The organism is Winogradskya humida, assembly GCF_016862215.1.
Classification (GTDB): domain Bacteria; phylum Actinomycetota; class Actinomycetes; order Mycobacteriales; family Micromonosporaceae; genus Actinoplanes; species Actinoplanes humidus.
Genome location: NZ_BOMN01000018.1, coordinates 112,445 through 129,134, shown reverse-complemented (window position 1 = coordinate 129,134; position 16,690 = coordinate 112,445). Strand labels below are relative to the sequence as shown.

14 protein-coding genes are annotated in these 16,690 nt (G+C 69.7%); 9 read left to right on the top strand and 5 right to left on the bottom strand.

Translation table 11 applies throughout. From position 1 onward, the window contains the following. Positions 1-248: 248 nt before the first annotated feature. Positions 249-1,445, top strand: a complete 1,197-nt coding sequence (locus tag Ahu01nite_RS07650) for an AI-2E family transporter (RefSeq protein ID WP_203835717.1) — start codon at positions 249-251, stop codon at positions 1,443-1,445. Positions 1,446-1,481: 36 nt separating this feature from the next. Here the strand turns inward: Ahu01nite_RS07650 and Ahu01nite_RS07645 are convergent, their stop codons facing one another. The 3 genes from Ahu01nite_RS07645 to Ahu01nite_RS07635 are packed head-to-tail and all read right to left on the bottom strand — an operon-like array spanning position 1,482 to position 4,121. Next, positions 1,482-2,243 (bottom strand): ABC transporter ATP-binding protein, encoded by a 762-nt coding sequence (locus Ahu01nite_RS07645; RefSeq protein WP_203835708.1) that lies wholly within the window; start codon positions 2,241-2,243, stop codon positions 1,482-1,484. A gap of 10 nt (positions 2,244-2,253) precedes the next feature. Further along, positions 2,254-3,039 (bottom strand): ABC transporter permease, encoded by a 786-nt coding sequence (locus Ahu01nite_RS07640; protein WP_203835707.1) that lies wholly within the window; start codon positions 3,037-3,039, stop codon positions 2,254-2,256. A gap of 53 nt (positions 3,040-3,092) precedes the next feature. After that, the gene (locus Ahu01nite_RS07635) at positions 3,093-4,121 is read right to left on the bottom strand and encodes an ABC transporter substrate-binding protein (protein WP_203835706.1); all 1,029 of its coding nucleotides are present in this window, start codon (positions 4,119-4,121) and stop codon (positions 3,093-3,095) included. Positions 4,122-4,465: 344 nt separating this feature from the next. Between Ahu01nite_RS07635 and Ahu01nite_RS07630 the strand changes: the two genes are divergently transcribed. Then, positions 4,466-5,134: a GntR family transcriptional regulator gene (locus Ahu01nite_RS07630; protein ID WP_203835705.1), complete on the top strand. Its 669-nt coding sequence runs from the start codon at positions 4,466-4,468 to the stop codon at positions 5,132-5,134. Positions 5,135-5,155: 21 nt separating this feature from the next. Continuing rightward, positions 5,156-6,082 (top strand): DUF6282 family protein, encoded by a 927-nt coding sequence (locus Ahu01nite_RS07625; RefSeq protein WP_203835704.1) that lies wholly within the window; start codon positions 5,156-5,158, stop codon positions 6,080-6,082. Between the two features lie 4 nt (positions 6,083-6,086). Here Ahu01nite_RS07625 and Ahu01nite_RS07620 read toward each other — a convergent pair whose 3' ends face one another. After that, the gene (locus tag Ahu01nite_RS07620; protein WP_239158692.1) at positions 6,087-8,195 is read right to left on the bottom strand and encodes a sigma-70 family RNA polymerase sigma factor; all 2,109 of its coding nucleotides are present in this window, start codon (positions 8,193-8,195) and stop codon (positions 6,087-6,089) included. A 372-nt stretch (positions 8,196-8,567) separates the two neighbouring features. Here Ahu01nite_RS07620 and Ahu01nite_RS07615 point away from each other — a divergent pair, with 372 nt between their 5' ends. The 4 genes from Ahu01nite_RS07615 (at position 8,568) to Ahu01nite_RS07600 (ending at position 13,631) form a co-directional block, all read left to right on the top strand. Then, positions 8,568-10,022, top strand: a complete 1,455-nt coding sequence (locus tag Ahu01nite_RS07615) for a pectinesterase family protein (protein ID WP_239158691.1) — start codon at positions 8,568-8,570, stop codon at positions 10,020-10,022. An 11-nt stretch (positions 10,023-10,033) separates the two neighbouring features. Then, a complete protein-coding gene (locus Ahu01nite_RS07610) occupies positions 10,034-11,467 on the top strand; it encodes an RICIN domain-containing protein (RefSeq protein WP_203835703.1) in 1,434 nt (477 codons plus the stop codon). A gap of 134 nt (positions 11,468-11,601) precedes the next feature. Further along, complete coding sequence (locus tag Ahu01nite_RS07605; protein WP_203835702.1) at positions 11,602-12,699, top strand: XdhC family protein; 1,098 nt, start codon at positions 11,602-11,604, stop codon at positions 12,697-12,699. A gap of 113 nt (positions 12,700-12,812) precedes the next feature. After that, positions 12,813-13,631, top strand: a complete 819-nt coding sequence (locus Ahu01nite_RS07600; protein WP_203835701.1) for an alpha/beta fold hydrolase — start codon at positions 12,813-12,815, stop codon at positions 13,629-13,631. Between the two features lie 57 nt (positions 13,632-13,688). On the opposite strand, the gene Ahu01nite_RS07595 is transcribed toward Ahu01nite_RS07600, so the two are convergent. Then, positions 13,689-14,948, bottom strand: a complete 1,260-nt coding sequence (locus tag Ahu01nite_RS07595; protein WP_203835700.1) for an MFS transporter — start codon at positions 14,946-14,948, stop codon at positions 13,689-13,691. Positions 14,949-15,022: 74 nt separating this feature from the next. Here Ahu01nite_RS07595 and Ahu01nite_RS07590 point away from each other — a divergent pair, with 74 nt between their 5' ends. After that, positions 15,023-15,952 carry a diacylglycerol/lipid kinase family protein gene (locus Ahu01nite_RS07590; RefSeq protein WP_203835699.1) on the top strand — a complete coding sequence of 310 codons (930 nt, stop codon included), beginning with the start codon at positions 15,023-15,025 and terminating at the stop codon, positions 15,950-15,952. A 70-nt stretch (positions 15,953-16,022) separates the two neighbouring features. Further along, a complete protein-coding gene (locus tag Ahu01nite_RS07585; protein ID WP_203835698.1) occupies positions 16,023-16,679 on the top strand; it encodes a hypothetical protein in 657 nt (218 codons plus the stop codon). The last annotated feature ends 11 nt before the right edge of the window (positions 16,680-16,690 follow it).

The window sequence follows — 16,690 nt, the reverse complement described above, 5'->3', positions numbered from 1 at the left end:
TTAGGCGCGGATATGATCCTCACGGTGTCGCGGGCCGGGACCGCGCGTACGCCCTCTGAAAAAGGCAGGCGTGAACCTGGCTGCGAGCGGGCAGTCAGTAGGTGAAATTTCCGGAGTGTGGGGGACCAGTGGCAGCGACGACATGGGCACGATCGATCCGCGAGCAGGCTCGCACGAGGCTGGCCGAAGCGGAAGCCCGTAACGCGCCGCCGCCGTTCACCGGTGAATCCGAGGCTACGCCGGCCGTCATGGTCGTGGAGCAGAAGCAGGCCAGCGCCGACGATGTGCTGCCGCGCGGTGTGCGTACGGCGGGGGCGTGGGCCTGGCGGTTCATCGCCTTCATCATCTCCGCGTACCTGCTGCTCAGGCTGATCTCGCTGCTCAGTGTCGTGGTCATCCCGGTGGTGGTCGCGATCCTGCTCGCGGCGATGTTCCAGCCGGCCGCGGCGGCGCTGGTCCGGCGGGGGATGAAACGCTCGCTGGCGGCGGTGGTGGTGCTGTTCTCCGCGCTGATCCTGGTCTTCGGCGGTCTCGGCCTGATCATCCGCACGTTCATCAACCAGCTCGACTCGCTGTCGTCGCAGGTCAGCGATGGCATCACCGAGGTGCAGAAGTGGCTCACGTCGGGCCCGCTGCACATCACCGACGATCAGATCGGTCAGTACGTCGACCGCATCCAGAAGGCGATCACCGAGAACCAGGGCGCGCTGACGTCCGGCGCGCTGAGCACGGCGACAACCCTCGGCGAAGTGATCACCGGTTTCTTCCTGGTGCTGTTCACGCTCTTCTTCTTCCTGCGCGACGGCGGCCAGATCTGGTCGTTCCTGTGCAGGCTGCTGCCCCGCAACGCCCGGGTCGCCACCGCCCGCGCCGGGCACTACTCCTGGCACACGCTGGTCTCCTACGTGCACGCCACGGTCCTGGTCGCGTTCGTCGACGCGGTCGGCATCGGCATCGGCCTGTTCGTCATGCGCATCCCGCTCGCGCTGCCGCTGGCCGCGCTCGTGTTCCTCGGCGCGTTCATCCCGGTGGTCGGCGCGACGGTGACGGGCGCGGTCGCCGTACTCGTCGCCCTGGTCGCCGACGGCTGGGTCAGCGCCCTGATCATCCTGGCCGTCGTCATCGCCGTCCAGCAGCTCGAGGGTCACGTCCTGCAGCCGCTCATCATGGGCCGGGCCGTGGCCCTGCACCCGCTCGCGGTCATCCTGGCCATCGCCACGGGCATCGTGGTCGCGGGCATCGTCGGCGGCCTGATCGCGGTCCCGCTGCTCGCCGTCCTGAACACCGCGATCCGCTACCTGGTCCGGCACCCGTCCGGCGAGCCCACCCCCGACCGGGAACCGCCGGGCACGGAACCCGCGGAGGACGACGAGGCCGCGACGGACGAACGCCCCAAGGACCCGACCGACCCGCCGTCCGCGGAATCGTCGCTCGCGAACGCGTAGAAAAACGCGGCCTCCCGATCAGGGGGGCCGCGTTCTTTATGCGGCGACGTCCGGCATGTGGTCGCTCAGCAGGAGCTGGTGCAGCTCCGCGGAGGCCTTCGCGACCTCTTCGAGGTGGGCGTTGTGGCCGAAGGAGCGCGGCCGGGGGATCTTGATGTCGACGACCTGCTTGACGCGACCGGGCCGGGCGCTGAGGACAGCGACCCGGTCGGCGAGCAGGACGGCCTCCTGGATGGAGTGGGTCACGAAGACGATCGTGGTGCCGGTCTCCATGTGGATGCGCTGGAGCTCCAGGGAGAGCTCCTCGCGGGTGAGGGCGTCGAGCGCGGAGAACGGCTCGTCCATGAGCATGACCTTGGGGCGCTGGATCAGGGTGCGGCACAGCGCCACCCGCTGCTGCATGCCGCCGGAGAGCTCGTGCGGCAGCCGCTTGGCGAACCCGGTGAGGCCGGTTGTCTCCAGCAGGTACTGCGCGTGCTCGCGGCTCTTGGCCCTGTCCCACTTGAAGATCTCGACCGGCAGCATGACGTTCTCGAGGACGGAGCGCCACGGCAGCAGGGCCGGTTTCTGGAAGTTCACCGCGACGTCGCGGCGGGGCTTGCGGACCTCCTCGCCGTCGACGAGGACCCGGCCGCCGGTGGGCCTGTCCAGCCCGCCGATCAGCCGCAGCAGGGTGGACTTGCCGCACCCGGACCGGCCGATGAGGGTCAGGAACTCGCCGTCGGCGACCTCGAGCCGGATGTCCTTCAGGGCCTGGACCGGCCCGAAGGAGCGCGAGACACCGTCGATGCTGATCATGTCCGGCCTTTCAGGAGATCGCCCGTGCCCACGGCACGGCGATCCGCTCGATTGCTGCCATCAAGTAGAACAGGACGACACCGACGATAGCGAGCAGTACGAGTGCCGCGAACGCCTGCGGGGTGTCGGACGAGGCGCCGGAGCCGACGATGACCGAGCCGAGGCCGTGGTCGGGGTTGACCACCTCGCCGATGACGGCGCCGATGATCGCCAGCGGGGTGGCGACCTTCAGGCCGACGAACACCTGTGGGAGCGCCCACTTGAGCCGGACCTTGACGAAGGTCTGCCACCAGGAGGCGGACAGGGACCGGGCGAGTTCGCGCAGGTCGCTCGGGGTGGAGCTGAGCCCGGCCATCGTGGACACGATGATCGGGAAGAAGCTCACCAGCACGACCATGACGATCTTGGGGCTGTCGCCGAAGCCCATCCAGACCAGCAGCAGCGGCGCCAGCGCGACCTTCGGCACGGCGTTGAGCGCGGCGAGCATCGGCATGGTCATCCGCTCGACCGTGCGCGACGCGGCCAGCACGACCGCGATGACCAGGCCGAGGACCACGGCGATGCCGAAACCGATCAGGACCCGCTGCAGGGTGGTCCAGGTCTCGGTGAGCAGGAATTCCGGGGTACGCAGGAACGACTGCACCACGTCCGGCGGCGACGGCACGTAGAAGGGGTCGACGTCCAGAGCGGCGGTGAGGCCCCACCAGAGGCCGATGACGATGATGGCCCCGAGCGCGGGCAGGGCGGCGTTCGCCCAGGCTCGCGACAGCGGGGTACCTGCGGTGTTGTCTGTCATGGAAGCTCCCGTACCGGGACGGGGCGGGACGCGTGTCCCGCCCCGTCCGGCGGTTATGCCTTCGGCGTGAAGGAGAAGTCGACGACGTCGGTCGGCTTGAGACCGTCGGGCATCAGACCGGCGCCGGAGAGCACGGCGATCGACTTGGCGACCCGCTGCTCGTCCATGCTGCCGAGCGCGCCGCCACCGGGGGCGGTCGTGTACGGCTTCATCGCGTCGATCTCGCCGATCGCGGCCGGGATCGCGGCGGTGGGCTCCGCCTTGTTCATGATGGCGGCGGCCTCGTCGGGGTGCTCGAGGGTGTACTGCAGGCCCTTCATCGCGGCGGCGACGAAACGCTTCACGAGGTCGGGGTTGCCGGAGATCAGCGACGGCTTGGCGATGATCGCGTTGCCGTACAGGTCGGACAGGTAGGTGCTGTAGGGAAGCACGGTGACCTGCTTCTTCGACGCCGTCTCGAGCGCCTTCTTGCTCAGCAGGAACGTGCTCAGCGCGTCGACCTGGCGCTTGGCCATGAGGCCGTTGAGCGCGGTGGTCTGCACACCCTTGATGGTGACCTTGGTGGGGTCGATGCCGGCGAGCTTCGCGTATGCCGGGAAGAGCAGCTGGCTCACCGTGGCGGCACCGGCGGCAACGGTCTTGCCCTGCAGGTCGGCCGGGGAGGTGATCTTGGTGTCGTCGGTCGTCAGGATCGCGACCAGGGTCTGCTGGTGGATGGCCGCGACGGCCTTCCAGTCGGTGAACTTGCCGGTGCCGGCCTGGATGACCGCACCCGTGAAGTCCAGCGCGGCGAACTGCGCCTGGTCCGACTTGATCATCGTCAGGTTCTGGACGTTACCGGCACCCTTCTGGATGTCGATGTCGATCCCGGCTTCCTTGAAGTAGCCCTTCTCCTTGGCGAGCCAGACGAAGGAGTCACGGCCGACGGCGCCGAACGCCGTCGCGTAGACCACCTTGTCGACCTTGCCGCCGGCCGAGGAACCGCCGGTGCTGGCTTCGTCGTCGCTGCTCGAGCAGCCGCTCGAGACAGCCAGCGCCGCGACCATGAAGGCCGCGGACAGCACACGGAAACGCCTGATCATGAAATCCTCCAGGAGCCCCGGCTAAACGTAGGCGGGGTGGTGACTGATCGGATGAGAGGGGGATAAGACCCCGACCATCGACAATGATCTGTTCTGGCCCGAGTCCGGACGAGATGCTAGAGCACGGATCATGAGGCTGTCACGGACTGATTTGTCCGGATCGCCGCGCTCGGAAAGTACGCATGTGGGCGGCAAGGGCGACGTTCTCCCTGCTCGTGGGCGTATTGACAGATAGCCCGTACCCGGTGATTCTCTTCGCAAGATTGTTTGCAATCCTGTTGGCATACGCAGGTTTCCTCATGGGACGCAGAGATTTCCAGCCCGGGAATGGGGTACAGCACCGTATGACCCGCCCCGCGGTGGCAGCGGCCGATGTCGTCTACGAGCGGATCCGCACCCTCATCCAGCGCGGTGAGCTGCAACCGAACGAGCGACTGATCGAAGTGGACCTGGCCCAGCGGCTGCAGGCCACCCGCGCGAGAATCCGCACCGCCCTCGTCCGGCTCGGCCAGGACGGCATGGTCGTGCTCACCCCGAACCGCGGCGCCCGGGTCAAACTCGTCAGCGAGGCCGAGGCGGTCGAGATCCTGCAGGCCCGCCGGGTGCTCGAAGGACTCGCCGCCCGGCAGGCGGCCGTCCAGGCCACCGCCCGGGAGATCGCCGAGCTGCGCCGCATCCTGACCCGGATGGGCCAGAAACTCGAGCAGGGGGACCTGCTCGGCTACTCCGAGGGCAACGCCGCCCTGCACGCCGGGATCATCGCGGCGTCCCGGCACGAGACCGCCGCCCGGCTCGTCATCGGGCTCCGGGCGCCGATGGTGCGCTTCCAGTTCCGTACGATCCTCGTGCCCGGCCGCCCCACCCAGTCCTATGCCGAGCACATCACCATCGTCCAGGCGATCGCCGACCACGACCCCGACGCCGCCGAGACCGCGATGCGCGCCCACCTCTCCGGCGTGGAACGCACGCTGTCCCGGACCGCCGGTGCCGCCGCGCGCCGCCTCCCGTCCTGACCCCTTGTTTGAGGAGAGCCCATGTCTGAGCACCCCGTCCCCTCGGAGCGGGCCCGCGCCCTGGTGACCGGCGCGTACGACACCCACGTCCACGTCGGCCCGGACGTGATGGAACGCCGCATCGACGACCTCGATCTGGCCACCCGTTTCGCGGAGACCGGCCTCGCGGGCTTCGTCCTCAAGTCGCACTACGTCACCACCGCCGAGCGGGCCGCCGTGGTCCGCAAGGCCCGTCCCGGCGTGGACGTCCTCGGCGCGGTCACCCTCAACGGCTCGATGGGCGGCATGAACCCGTCCGCGGTCGAGGTCGCCGGCCGCCAGGGTGCCCGCATCGTGTGGATGCCCACCGTGGACTCCCGCAACCAGCGCAGCTCCACCGCCCAGGACCTGCCCGGCGCGAAGCCGGCCATGTGGGGCGCCCTGCAGGCCGACCTGCACGCCCAGGGCATCGTCCCGGACGTCGTCCAGGTCGTCGACGAGGACGGCAAGGTCCGCGACGACGTCCGCAAGGTCCTGCGCGTCCTGGCCCGCCACGACATGGTCCTGGCCACCGGTCACCTCAGCGGCCCGGAGATCATCGCCGTGGTCCACGCCGCCAAGGAGGAGGGCGTCCGCCGCGTCGTCGTCACCCACCCGGAGTTCACCTCGCAGCGGCTCCCGGTCGACGAGCAGAAGGAACTCGCGGCGGCGGGTGCGCTGCTGGAGCGCTGCTACACCACGCCGTACACGGGCAAGGTGGGCTGGGACGACCTGTTCGCCAACATCCGCGCGGTGGGCGTCGGGCATTCGGTGCTCTCCAGCGACCTCGGCCAGCCGTTCAACCCGCCGGTGGAGGACGGGCTCGCGCTGTTCGCCGACAAGCTGATCGAGGCCGGGTTCAGCGACGACGAGATCCGGACCATGGCCGTGACGAACTCCCGCTTCCTGGCCGAGGCAAAAGCTTCCTGACCGCTCAGGCCGCGTCCATGGAAGCGCCGACCCCGTTGCCCGTGGCCAGATAGTCGGTGCGGGGGAGGGCCCCTGTCCCGGGGCGGGGGCCCTCCGTGACCGTCGGGTCCGTGGAGCGGAGCACCACGTCGTTGCCCTGCCAGCTGTTGCGGCTCTGCGCGACTTTGTCCGTGACGTCGTCGGTCTGCGCGTTGCCGATCGCCGCGTTCGACCGCAGCCTTGCCGCCGACGATCGCATCGCGAAGCCGACCGCCCGGTTGCGGAACGCGGTGTTGTTCGTCAGCTCGACGGCGGCGGTGTTGCCCTCGTCGTCGAAGCCGTTGCTGCCGTTGTCCCACGCGGCGTCGTGACGCAGGTGGTGGGCGGCTGCTGCGGCGGGACTGCCCCCGCCGAGCACGAAACCGCTGCCGCCGTTGCGGTAGGACCAGTTGTGCTCCATCGTGACCGGCCCGGTGAAGGCGCCCAGGTCGAAACCGGCGCCCGCATTGCCGTAGGCGCGGTTCCCGCGGATCAGGTTCCCGCCGCCGTCCCCGAACTGGACCCCCAGCCCGATGCCGGCCCCGCTCGCTCCGGCCCCGCTCGCTCCAGCAGGGTCACGGTTGTCGAAGAAGTCGTTGTCCAGGATCTGGTTGCCGGTCGTCCCGGCGTCGCGCAGCATTAGGCCCGAGCGGGCGTTGCCGTGCAGCTTCAGCCGCTGAAAGACGTTGTTCGAACAGGACCTGCACACGTACGCGTGACTGCGCGAACGGACAACCTCCAGGCCCTGCACCCGCCAGTACGCCGTCCGCTGCGTGATCGCCCACTGATCGGCGGGAACGTCCGCCGCGTCGATGACCGGTTGCTCGTTGCCGTAGTTGCTCAGCACGATCGGCTTGGCGGCGGTGCCGTCCGTCGTGATCGAGATCCCCTGCTCCGGCCGGTACGTGCCGCCCCGCACCGCGATCGTCTGCCCTGGCCCCACCACGGCGACGGCCTTGGCGACGCTCGCGTACGGATGCGCCTGCGTCCCGTCCGCGTCGTCACTTCCACCGGGGGCGACGAAGATGTCCGCCTTGCGTACCCCCGTGATGAACGTCGGCACTGCCTTCTGCGCGCTACCGGTCGAGGACGGCGTCGCCCGGGTCGCCGGCGCCGTCACGGCCGGAGTCTGCGCGGGCGCGGTCGTTGCCACGGCCGGTGGGACCGCTGCCCGGAACTCTTCGGGCGCAGGCTCGTGATACACCGCGAACACGATCCCGCCGCCCGCCGTGACGGCCGCCGCGGTGACCGCTGCCGCCAGCACCTTGTGCTGCACAAAAGCGCCCGCCGAGGTTCCCGCTTTGGCGAGGATTCCGGTCACGATCGCGGCCGGTACGGGCAGAGCGGCGACGCCGAGCAGAAGCTGATCGGGCGCGATGAGGCCCTGTCCACGCCGGCTGCACAGCGCACAGTCCCGGACATGGCGGCCGAGCCGTTTGCGCCACAACGGATCGGCGACGCCGTCCCAGCGCCCGAGCAGCGCGCTCAGATCGGGGCAGCGCGGCTGGGCGTGCAACGCCCGGACGACCCCACGCGCCCCGTCCAGCTGCGCCTTCATCCGTTGCACGCGCACCGCGGCGTGTTTGGGCGCGACGTCCAGGGCGGCGGCGAGCTCCGCCCGGGTCAGGTCGCCGGACGCCTCCTGCCACCAGAGCCCGAGCAGCCGGCGGTCGTCGCCGTCGAGCCAGTGGGTCGCCTCGACGAGTTCCCGGCGCTGACCGTCGAGGACCAGCTCGGCGGTGGTGCGCTCGGCGAAGTCCCCGGCCGGGTCCGCGACCTCGACCGGCCCGGTCAGCAGCCGCCGCCGTGCCATCCGGCGCGCGCGGAGGTGCAGCTGGACCTGCCGGTAGGCGATCGCCACCAGCCAGGACCGGAACCGCTCGGGCTCGCGCAGGCCGGGCAGCCCGCGCAGCGCCTTGAGCATCGTCTCCTGCACGAGATCGTCGACGTCGGGATGCCCCGCGAGCGCCCGGCCGATGACGTTGTAGACGAGGGTGAGGTGCGCCGCGATCAGCGCGTCCCGGGCGTCGGCGTCACCGCGCTGAGCGTCCCGGACCAGCCGCGGGACGTCCGCCGCCATCTGACTTTGCGTCACCGGCGGTGCCTCCTCAGCTGGTGCGTGGCCCTGGCGTCGAGGGCGTCGAGGGCGTCGCCCGCGCCCGCGCTGCTCGCTCATCTCCGCCATCCGCCCGCGCCGCGTCATATCGGCGAACATCGCTGGTCTGGGCGTGACCGATCGTCCATGAGCTGCAAGAACGTGACGACTGTCGATGCCGGAGCCGTATCGTTACACAGCTGTTCCGTGCGTGTAAAGCGCGTGCACCACGACCGGCCCGCAAGAAATCCGCGGAATTTCTGTTGTCCCGGCCCGACCGGCGTATCTACCACACTGCCGCCTTCCACCGAGGCGGCAGTTACCGCTCGTGTTCACCTGGGAGCGCTCCCGCTTCGTGAGAGGACCGGAACCGTGTCTGCACCTGACCCCCGAAGGCGACGCCCGTCCCCGCCGCCTGTTTCCGCCCGGCGGGCCGCGCTCGCCGCGCTCGTCCTGGCCGTCCCTGCCGCTGTGGTGGGCTTTTCGATGCTGCCCTCGGAGGCGGCCGCACTCCCACCGGCGGGCGCCGTCTATCAGCTCGCGGTCGCGAAGAGCGGCATGTGCATCGACGTGCCGGCCGCCTCCAAGGACAACAGTGTTCTGCTGCAGCAGTGGGGCTGTACCTCCGGTGCGACGTGGCAGCAGTTCAAGCTCACGGCTGTCGGCTCGAACTATCAGCTGGTCAACGTGAACAGTGGCAAGTGCATCGATGTGCCCGCTGCCTCGACGACGTCGGGTGTCCAGTTGCAGCAGTACACGTGTGTCTCGAGTCAGACGAATCAGTTGTGGTCGCTGGTGGCGAGCGGGACGAACACGTTCCAGATCGTCAATGCCGGCAACAAGCTGTGCATCAGTGACAAGGATGCGTCGACGTCATCGGGGGCGGCGATCATCCAGGAGACGTGCACGGCGAACTCGAACAAGCAATGGGCGTTCAACGCCGCCGGGAGTTCGGACACGCCGACCGTGGCCGCGGACGGCACGGGGAAGTACACCACCGTTCAGGCGGCGATCGACGCGGTGCCCGCCAACGCCACGACGCGGCAGGTCATCACGATCAAGGCCGGCACGTACCGGGAGATCGTCACGATCCCGTCGAACAAGCCGTACGTCACGCTGCAGGGCCTGGGCTCCTCGGCCTCGGGCACGGTGATCGTCAACAATCACAGCTCGGCCGGCGGGTACGGGACCTCGGGCAGCGCCACGGCGTTCGTCAACGGGCACGACTTCCTCGCCACGAACCTGACGATCAGCAACGACTACGGCGAGGGCAGCCAGGCCGTCGCCGCGAACCTCAACGCCGACCGGTCGGTGTTCAGCAACGTCCGGTTCCTCGGCAACCAGGACACGCTGCTGGTCAACAACTACCGCGCGTACGTCGTGAACTCGTACGTCGAGGGCACCGTGGACTTCATCTTCGGCGGCGCCACCACGGTATTCAACGCGACCACGATCCATGAGAAGCGTACGAGCGGCGGCCCGATCACCGCCGCGAACACCGATGCGGCCAAGACGTACGGCATCCTCGTCTACAAGTGCACGGTCACCGGCGCGGCGAACAACGTCACGCAGCTGGGCCGGCCCTGGGGTGCGAACGCGCAGGTCCTGTATCGCGAGTCGACCCTCAGCGCGACGATCAGGACCGCGCAGCCGTGGACCGACATGTCCGGTAACACGTGGCAGAACGCGCGGTTCCTCGAGTACAGGAACACCGGCTCCGGCGCGGGCACCAACAGCAACCGTCCCCAGCTGAGCGACTCGGCCGCACCGAACTACACCCCGCAGAAATACCTGGCCGGCAGTGACGGCTGGAACCCGATCGGCTGAGAGGCATCCCCATGAAGATCTCCCTGAAACGAAGGGCCGCACTGCTCATCGGCATCCCCGCCATGATGGTGGGCTACTCGATGCTGCCCTCGGAAGCAGCCGCCCTCCCACCGGCGGGTGCCACCTATCAGCTCGCGGTCGCCAAGAGCGGCAAGTGCATCGACGTGCCGGCCGCCTCCAAGGACAACAGCGTCCTGCTCCAGCAGTGGGGCTGCACGTCCGGCGCCACCTGGCAGCAGTTCAAGCTCACCGCTGTCGGCTCGAACTACCAGCTGGTCAACGTGAACAGTGGCAAGTGCATCGACGTGCCCGCCTCGTCGACGACCTCAGGTGTTCAGCTGCAGCAGTACACCTGTGTCTCCAGTCAGACGAATCAGCTGTGGTCGCTGGTGGCGAGCGGGACGAACACGTTCCAGATCGTCAATGCCGGCAACAAACTGTGCATCAGTGACAAGGACGCGTCGACAGAGTCGGGTGCGGCCATCATCCAGGAGACGTGCACGGCGAACACCAACAAGCAGTGGGCGTTCAACGCGGTCGGCGGGCGCACGTGGCCGGCGGCGGCGGACGGCTTCGCGTCGACCGGCGGCGGCACGACCGGTGGTGCGGCGGGGACGACGGTCACGGTGAGCACGCTCGCGGACCTGACGAAATACGTCACGGCCACGGAACCGTACGTCATCCGCGTCCAGGGCGCGATCACCGTCACCCCCAAGGGCACCGAGCTCAAGGTGCAGTCCAACAAGACGATCGTCGGCGTCGGGACCAGCGGGAACATCGTCGGCGGGGGCTTCTTCCTCGGCACCGGCGTCCACAACGTCATCATCCGGAACCTGACGATCCGCGACGCGGCGATGCCCGAGGACGACCCGGACGACAAGGTCTACGACTACGACGGGATCCAGATGGACACCGCCGACCATGTCTGGATCGACCACAACACGATCACCCGGATGAACGACGGCCTGATCGACAGCCGCAAGGACACGAGCTACCTGACCGTCTCCTGGAACGTTCTGGCCAGCGAGAACAAGGCGTTCGGCATCGGCTGGACCGACAACGTCACGGCCCGGATGACGATCCACCACAACTGGATCCGCGACACCAACCAGCGCAACCCCAGCGTCGACAACGTCGCGTACGCCCACCTCTACAACAACTACCTGCAGAACGTGACGTCCTACGGCAACCTGTCCCGGGGCGCGACCAAGCTCGTGCTGGAGAACAGCTACTTCAGCAACGTCGTCAACCCGTACTACAACGACACCTCGGCCGCGCAGCTGAAGCAGAGCGGCAGCATCGTCGTGAACAGCTCGGGCAAGCAGCAGACGAACGGATCCGCCTTCACGCCGAGCAGTTTCTACGCCTACACCCTCGACGCCGCAGCCGACGTCCCGAGCCTGCTGGCAACCTACGCCGGACCCCAGGCGACCATCGGCTCCTGACCGGCGTGCGGCACCGGCGACCGGCGGCACCCGGTCGCCGGCGCCGCGCCCGGCACCCTCCGCGGCGCAGGACGGAAGCCGCGGAGGGTGTCGTTGACCTGGTCCCGCGGTATCCGCGGGACTAGTGTCGGGGGATGCGGGACGTTCTCGGCGATCTGGTGAATGTGTGGCGTCTCGGTGAGCCCGCCGCGCTGGCGACCGTGACCGCGACCTGGTCGAGTGCGCCCCGCCAGCCGGGTGCCGCGATGGTGGTCCACGCCGACGGGGTGGTCGCCGGCAGTGTCTCGGGCGGGTGCGTCGAGGGCGCTGTCTACGAGCTGTGCCGGGAGGTCGCCGGGTCGGGGGTGCCCCGGACGGCGCGGTTCGGGATCACCGACGACGACGCGTTCGAGGTGGGGCTGCCGTGCGGCGGCACCATCGAGCTGTTCGTGGAGCCCGCGGGCTTTCGCGAGCTGGGTGTCCTCGCCGAGGAGGTCGCGGCCGGGCGGCCCGTCGCGCTGCTGACCGGCGTCGAGGGCAGGGCCGGGCGGCATCTGGTCCTCACCGCGACCGGGCGGCACGGTTCGCTGGGGCACGACCGGCTCGACGACGCCGCGACCGACGACGGGCGGGGCCTGCTCGCGGCCGGGCGCACCGGGCTGCTGCACTACGGGCCGGACGGGCAGCGGCGGGGGACCGGTGCGACGGTCCTGGTGACCTCGTTCGCACCGCCGGCGCGCATGCTCGTCTTCGGGGCGACGGACCACGCGGCGGCGGTGGCGCGGATCGGGTCGTTCCTCGGCTACCGGGTGACCGTGTGTGATGCGCGGCCGGTGTTCGCGACGGCGAAACGCTTCCCCGAGGCGGACGAGGTGGTCGTCGACTGGCCCCACCGCTATCTCGCCGCGGAGGCAGGGGCGGGGCGGCTGGACGAGCGCACGGTCGCCTGCGTGCTCACCCACGACACGAAGTTCGATGTCCCGGTTCTCGAGGTCGCCCTCAGACTTCCGATCGCGTATGTCGGCGCGATGGGCTCACGGCGTACCCATGATGATCGGTTGAAGCGGCTCCGCGAGACCGGCCTGACCACCACGGAGATCGTGCGACTGTCCTCCCCGATCGGTCTCGACCTCGGCGCGCGCACCCCGGAGGAGACCGCGGTCAGCGTGGCGGCCGAGATCGTCGCGTTGCGGTGGCAGGGCAGCGGGGAACGGCTGACCGCGACTTCCGGGCCGATTCACAGCATTAGTTAGATCACAGGGCGCGTGCGTCATCGTGCAGTCGATTGGCAGATGGCTCCGGCAATGGCGCGCGGAACGATTCGAGGTGCCGCGGGACGTTCCCGGGGCACATCGAAGGGGATGGCATGCCTTACATCACCGCAGCGGACGGCGCCCAGATCTTCTACAAGGACTGGGGCCAGGGCCAGCCGGTCATCTTCAGCCACGGATGGCCGCTCAACGGCGACGCGTGGGACGTCGAGATGAAGCTCGCGGCGGACAACGGCTTCCGGGCGATCGCGCACGACCGCCGGGGTCACGGCCGCTCCGAGCAGACCTGGGCCGGCAACGACATGGACACGTACGCCGCCGACCTGGCCGCGCTCGTGGACGAACTCAACCTCACCGACATCATCCTGGTCGGCCACTCGACCGGTGGCGGCGAGGTCGTCCGGTTCGCCGCCCGCCACGGCGCCGGCCGCGTTGCCAAGATCGCGACCGCGGGTGCGGTGCCGCCGGTCATGGTCAAGAAGGACTCGAACCCGGACGGCCTGCCGATCGAGGTCTTCGACGGGATCCGCGAGGGCGTCCTCAACGACCGCTCGCAGTTCTTCCAGGACCTGTCCGAGTCGTTCTTCGGCATCAACCACGGCACCGGCATCTCGCAGGGCCAGCGTGACCAGTTCTGGCGCCTCGGCATGCAGATGGGCCTCAAGGGCGCCTACGACTGCATCAAGGCGTTCTCGGAGTCCGACTTCACCGAGGACCTCAAGTCCCTCGACGTGCCGTTCTTCCTCGCGCACGGCGACGACGACCAGATCGTCCCGATCGCCGACGCCGCGCTCAAGACCGTCGACCTGGTCAAGAACGTGCAGCTGAAGGTCTACCCGGGCGCCCCGCACGGCATCGCCGGCGAATACCAGAAGGCCCTCGACGCGGACCTGATCGAGTTCTTCAAGAGCTGAGCCGGCGGGGTACGGGCGGCGCCGATCACCGGCGCCGCCCGTTTCCCTTCGTGCGGGTCAGACCCGCTCACGGTCGGGCGGCCGGACCGCCACCGCCAGGTCGGTCAGCGCGGCGTCCGGGTGCGGTGGCGTCCTGACCCGCAGCGCGATCCCGGCCGCGACCAGACAGGCCACCGCGCCGACGACCAGCGCCGCCCGCGGGCCCGCCGACCCGCTGATCCACCCGGTCAGCGCGCTGCCGATCGGTGTCGTGCCCGTGTAGACGAAGACCCACAACGCCATGACGTGCCCGCGGAAGTCCGGCGCGGAGTGCAACTGCAGCGTCGTCGAGGCCAGCGTGGTGAAGGCGAAGGCCGCGATGCCGGTGATCACCAGGGTCACCGAAGCGATGAGTACGCCCGGAGCAGCCGCGGTCGCCGCCAGCGCCACCCCGAACGCGAGCGCGGTCGCCGCCAGATACCGCCTGCGAGGATGCGGGATCAGGCCGACCCCGAGCGACCCGCCCACCGAGCCGGCGCTGAGCATCGTCGACAGCAGCCCGTACGTGCCGCCGGAACCGTGCAACGACTGGCTGGCGAAAACCGGCAGCACCACCGCGAAGTTGAACGCGAACAGGCCGACCAGCCCCATCATCACGAGCGGCAACCACAACTGCTGACGGCTCCGGGCGTACGCGATCCCGTCCCGGACGCCACCGGCACGGCGGACGCCCGCGCTCCCGGAGCGCAGCGGCCTGATCGCCGCCAGCGCGACCAGAACAGCCAGGTACGACAGCGCGTTGATGCCGAAGCACGGCGTGGTGCCGACGCCGACGATCAGCACCCCGGCGACCGCGGGCCCGACCACCCGGGCACTGTTGAAGACCACCCCGTTCAGGCTCGCCGCGCTGGTCAGATCGCCCGGCGGGACCAGATCGCTGACGAACGCCTGCCGGGCCGGCGAGTCGGCGATCGAGACGACCCCACCGAGCGCCGAGATGGCCACGATGACGGGCACGGTCGCCTGCCCGTTCGCGGCGAGCAGCCACAGCGCCGCGGCGAGCAGGCCGAGCACCGCCTGCGTGACCATGAGAAGTCTCCGCAGGTCGAAGCGGTCGACGAGGCTGCCGCCCCAGGGCCCGAACAGCAGCGACGGCAGCCCGCCCGCGGCGATCACGAGACCCAGCGCGGTGGCCGACCCGGTCAGCTGCAGCACGAGCCACCCCGCGGCGGTCTGCTGCACGAACGAACCGCTCGCCGACACGATCTGACCGCCGAAATACCACCGGAACGGCGTGGAACGCAGGGCACGGAAAAGGTTGGTGTGCGTCGAAGTCACCGGGCCAGCGTCCGGCGCCGGGCCGGTGGCGGCATCCGCCAGTTGACTGCAAGCAACCGGTAGGGTCTGTGGCGATGCGCACGAAGGAACAGCTCACCGACTCCATCCGGCGCGGCCGCAGGGCGGTTCTCATCGTCAACGCGCATTCCCGCCGGGGCCGGCAACTCTACGAGACCGCGCACGCCCAGCTGACCGACGCCGGCTTCGAGCTGCTCCGGGCGTACCCGTGGGATCGGCAGGAAGACCTCGAGACGACGATAGCCGCAGCGATCGCGCAGGGCCCGGACCTGCTCGTCGCGGGCGGCGGGGACGGCACGATCAGCACGGCGGCCCGCCTGCTCGCCCACCGCGACATCGCCCTCGGTCTGCTACCCCTGGGAACGACCAACAATTTCGCGCGTACGGTCGGAGTCCCGCTGGACCTGGCCGAGGCGATCGCCACGCTGACGTCCGGGAAAGTGATCGACGTCGACCTGGGCATCGCGGGGGACACCCTGTTCACCAACCACGTCGGCATCGGCCTGTCCGCCGAGGTCATGGTCGCCGCCCCGCCCGCGCTGAAACGGGTCACCGGCCGCCTCGCCTACCCCCTGACGGCCCTGGCCCTGCTCACCCGCCACCGCCCGATGCACGCCGTCGTCCGCGCGCAGGGCCGCTCCCACGAATACACCACCCACCAGCTGTACGTCGCCAACGGCGGCTTCCACGCCGGCCGCCCGATCACCGCGGACGCCCACGCCGACGACCGGCTCCTGGTCACCTATCCGGTGGGCGGCCGGACCCGCTGGCAGTTGCTCCGCGAAACCGCCCGCAACGCAGCCACCGGCCACCGGCGCACCCTGCACACCGATCCGTTCCTGGCGACCGGCGAGGTGCTGCTCGAGACGGACCGCCCCGCCCGCGTCGAGGTCGACGGCGAACCGGCCGGCCACACCCCGCTGCGCATCAGCCTCGCCGCCAACGCCCTGCGCATCATGGCTCCACCCGGCACCCCCGACCACTGACGTATCGTGCATTGCCGTGCGGGGCGGGGCGGGGCTGCATTGTGGACGGGGTGGTGGATAGGGTCTGGCGGTGATCGGGGGACAGGGACCGCGGCGGTTGTCCGGCGGCATTGCGGTGGCCGGGGTGGGTGGCGGCCTGCTGGTGGTCGCTGTGCTGGCCGTGCTGAGCCCGGCGTTCGTGGTGGGGCTGGCGCCGGAGTGGTTCACCGATCACGGCACCGCGCGGCTGATCGTCCGGGTGGGCGTCGTGGTGGCGGTCGTCCTGGCCGCGGCGGGTCTCGTTGGGGTTGTGCTGTGGGGGCGGTCGCGGTTTGCGGGCCGGCTGCCGGGCCCGCGCGAGATGGTGGTGACTCTGCTCCGGGCGTTTCCGGTCGTGGTTGTTGTCGCGGTGTGGCTCGGCGCGATGATGCTGGCGTTCCTGGCCGACACCGAGCCCGGCCGGGTGCACGATGCCGCGCCGGTGCTCCTCGGCGACTACGGAAGAATTGACAACGTCATGCTGGGGACCGGGCTGGTGATCGCCGGGATTCCGGTGGTGGTGGCGGTGGTGGCCGGGATTCGCGGGGCGGGCGGGGCCGCCGGCTTTTTCGCGGTTCTGGCTGTCGTGCTTGCGGTTTGCGCGGTGTTCCTGCTGCGCGACGGCCGCAACGCGCTCCAGGACGAGCGGCGCTCGGACCGCACCGAGTGCGTGTACTTCGTCGGCGGATACGACTGCCCCGACGCGTAACGCCCGTGACG

Bases quoted from the DNA above. Each gene is read 5' to 3' on its own strand.
- Ahu01nite_RS07640 (WP_203835707.1), bottom strand. From the start codon at position 3,039: ATGACAGACAACACCGCAGGTACCCCGCTGTCGCGAGCCTGGGCGAAC.
- Ahu01nite_RS07630 (WP_203835705.1), top strand. From the start codon at position 4,466: ATGACCCGCCCCGCGGTGGCAGCGGCCGATGTCGTCTACGAGCGGATC.
- Ahu01nite_RS07645 (WP_203835708.1), bottom strand. From the start codon at position 2,243: ATGATCAGCATCGACGGTGTCTCGCGCTCCTTCGGGCCGGTCCAGGCC.
- Ahu01nite_RS07600 (WP_203835701.1), top strand. From the start codon at position 12,813: ATGCCTTACATCACCGCAGCGGACGGCGCCCAGATCTTCTACAAGGAC.
- Ahu01nite_RS07650 (WP_203835717.1), top strand. From the start codon at position 249: ATGGTCGTGGAGCAGAAGCAGGCCAGCGCCGACGATGTGCTGCCGCGC.
- Ahu01nite_RS07605 (WP_203835702.1), top strand. From the start codon at position 11,602: ATGCGGGACGTTCTCGGCGATCTGGTGAATGTGTGGCGTCTCGGTGAG.
- Ahu01nite_RS07625 (WP_203835704.1), top strand. From the start codon at position 5,156: ATGTCTGAGCACCCCGTCCCCTCGGAGCGGGCCCGCGCCCTGGTGACC.
- Ahu01nite_RS07635 (WP_203835706.1), bottom strand. From the start codon at position 4,121: ATGATCAGGCGTTTCCGTGTGCTGTCCGCGGCCTTCATGGTCGCGGCG.
- Ahu01nite_RS07590 (WP_203835699.1), top strand. From the start codon at position 15,023: ATGCGCACGAAGGAACAGCTCACCGACTCCATCCGGCGCGGCCGCAGG.
- Ahu01nite_RS07610 (WP_203835703.1), top strand. From the start codon at position 10,034: ATGAAGATCTCCCTGAAACGAAGGGCCGCACTGCTCATCGGCATCCCC.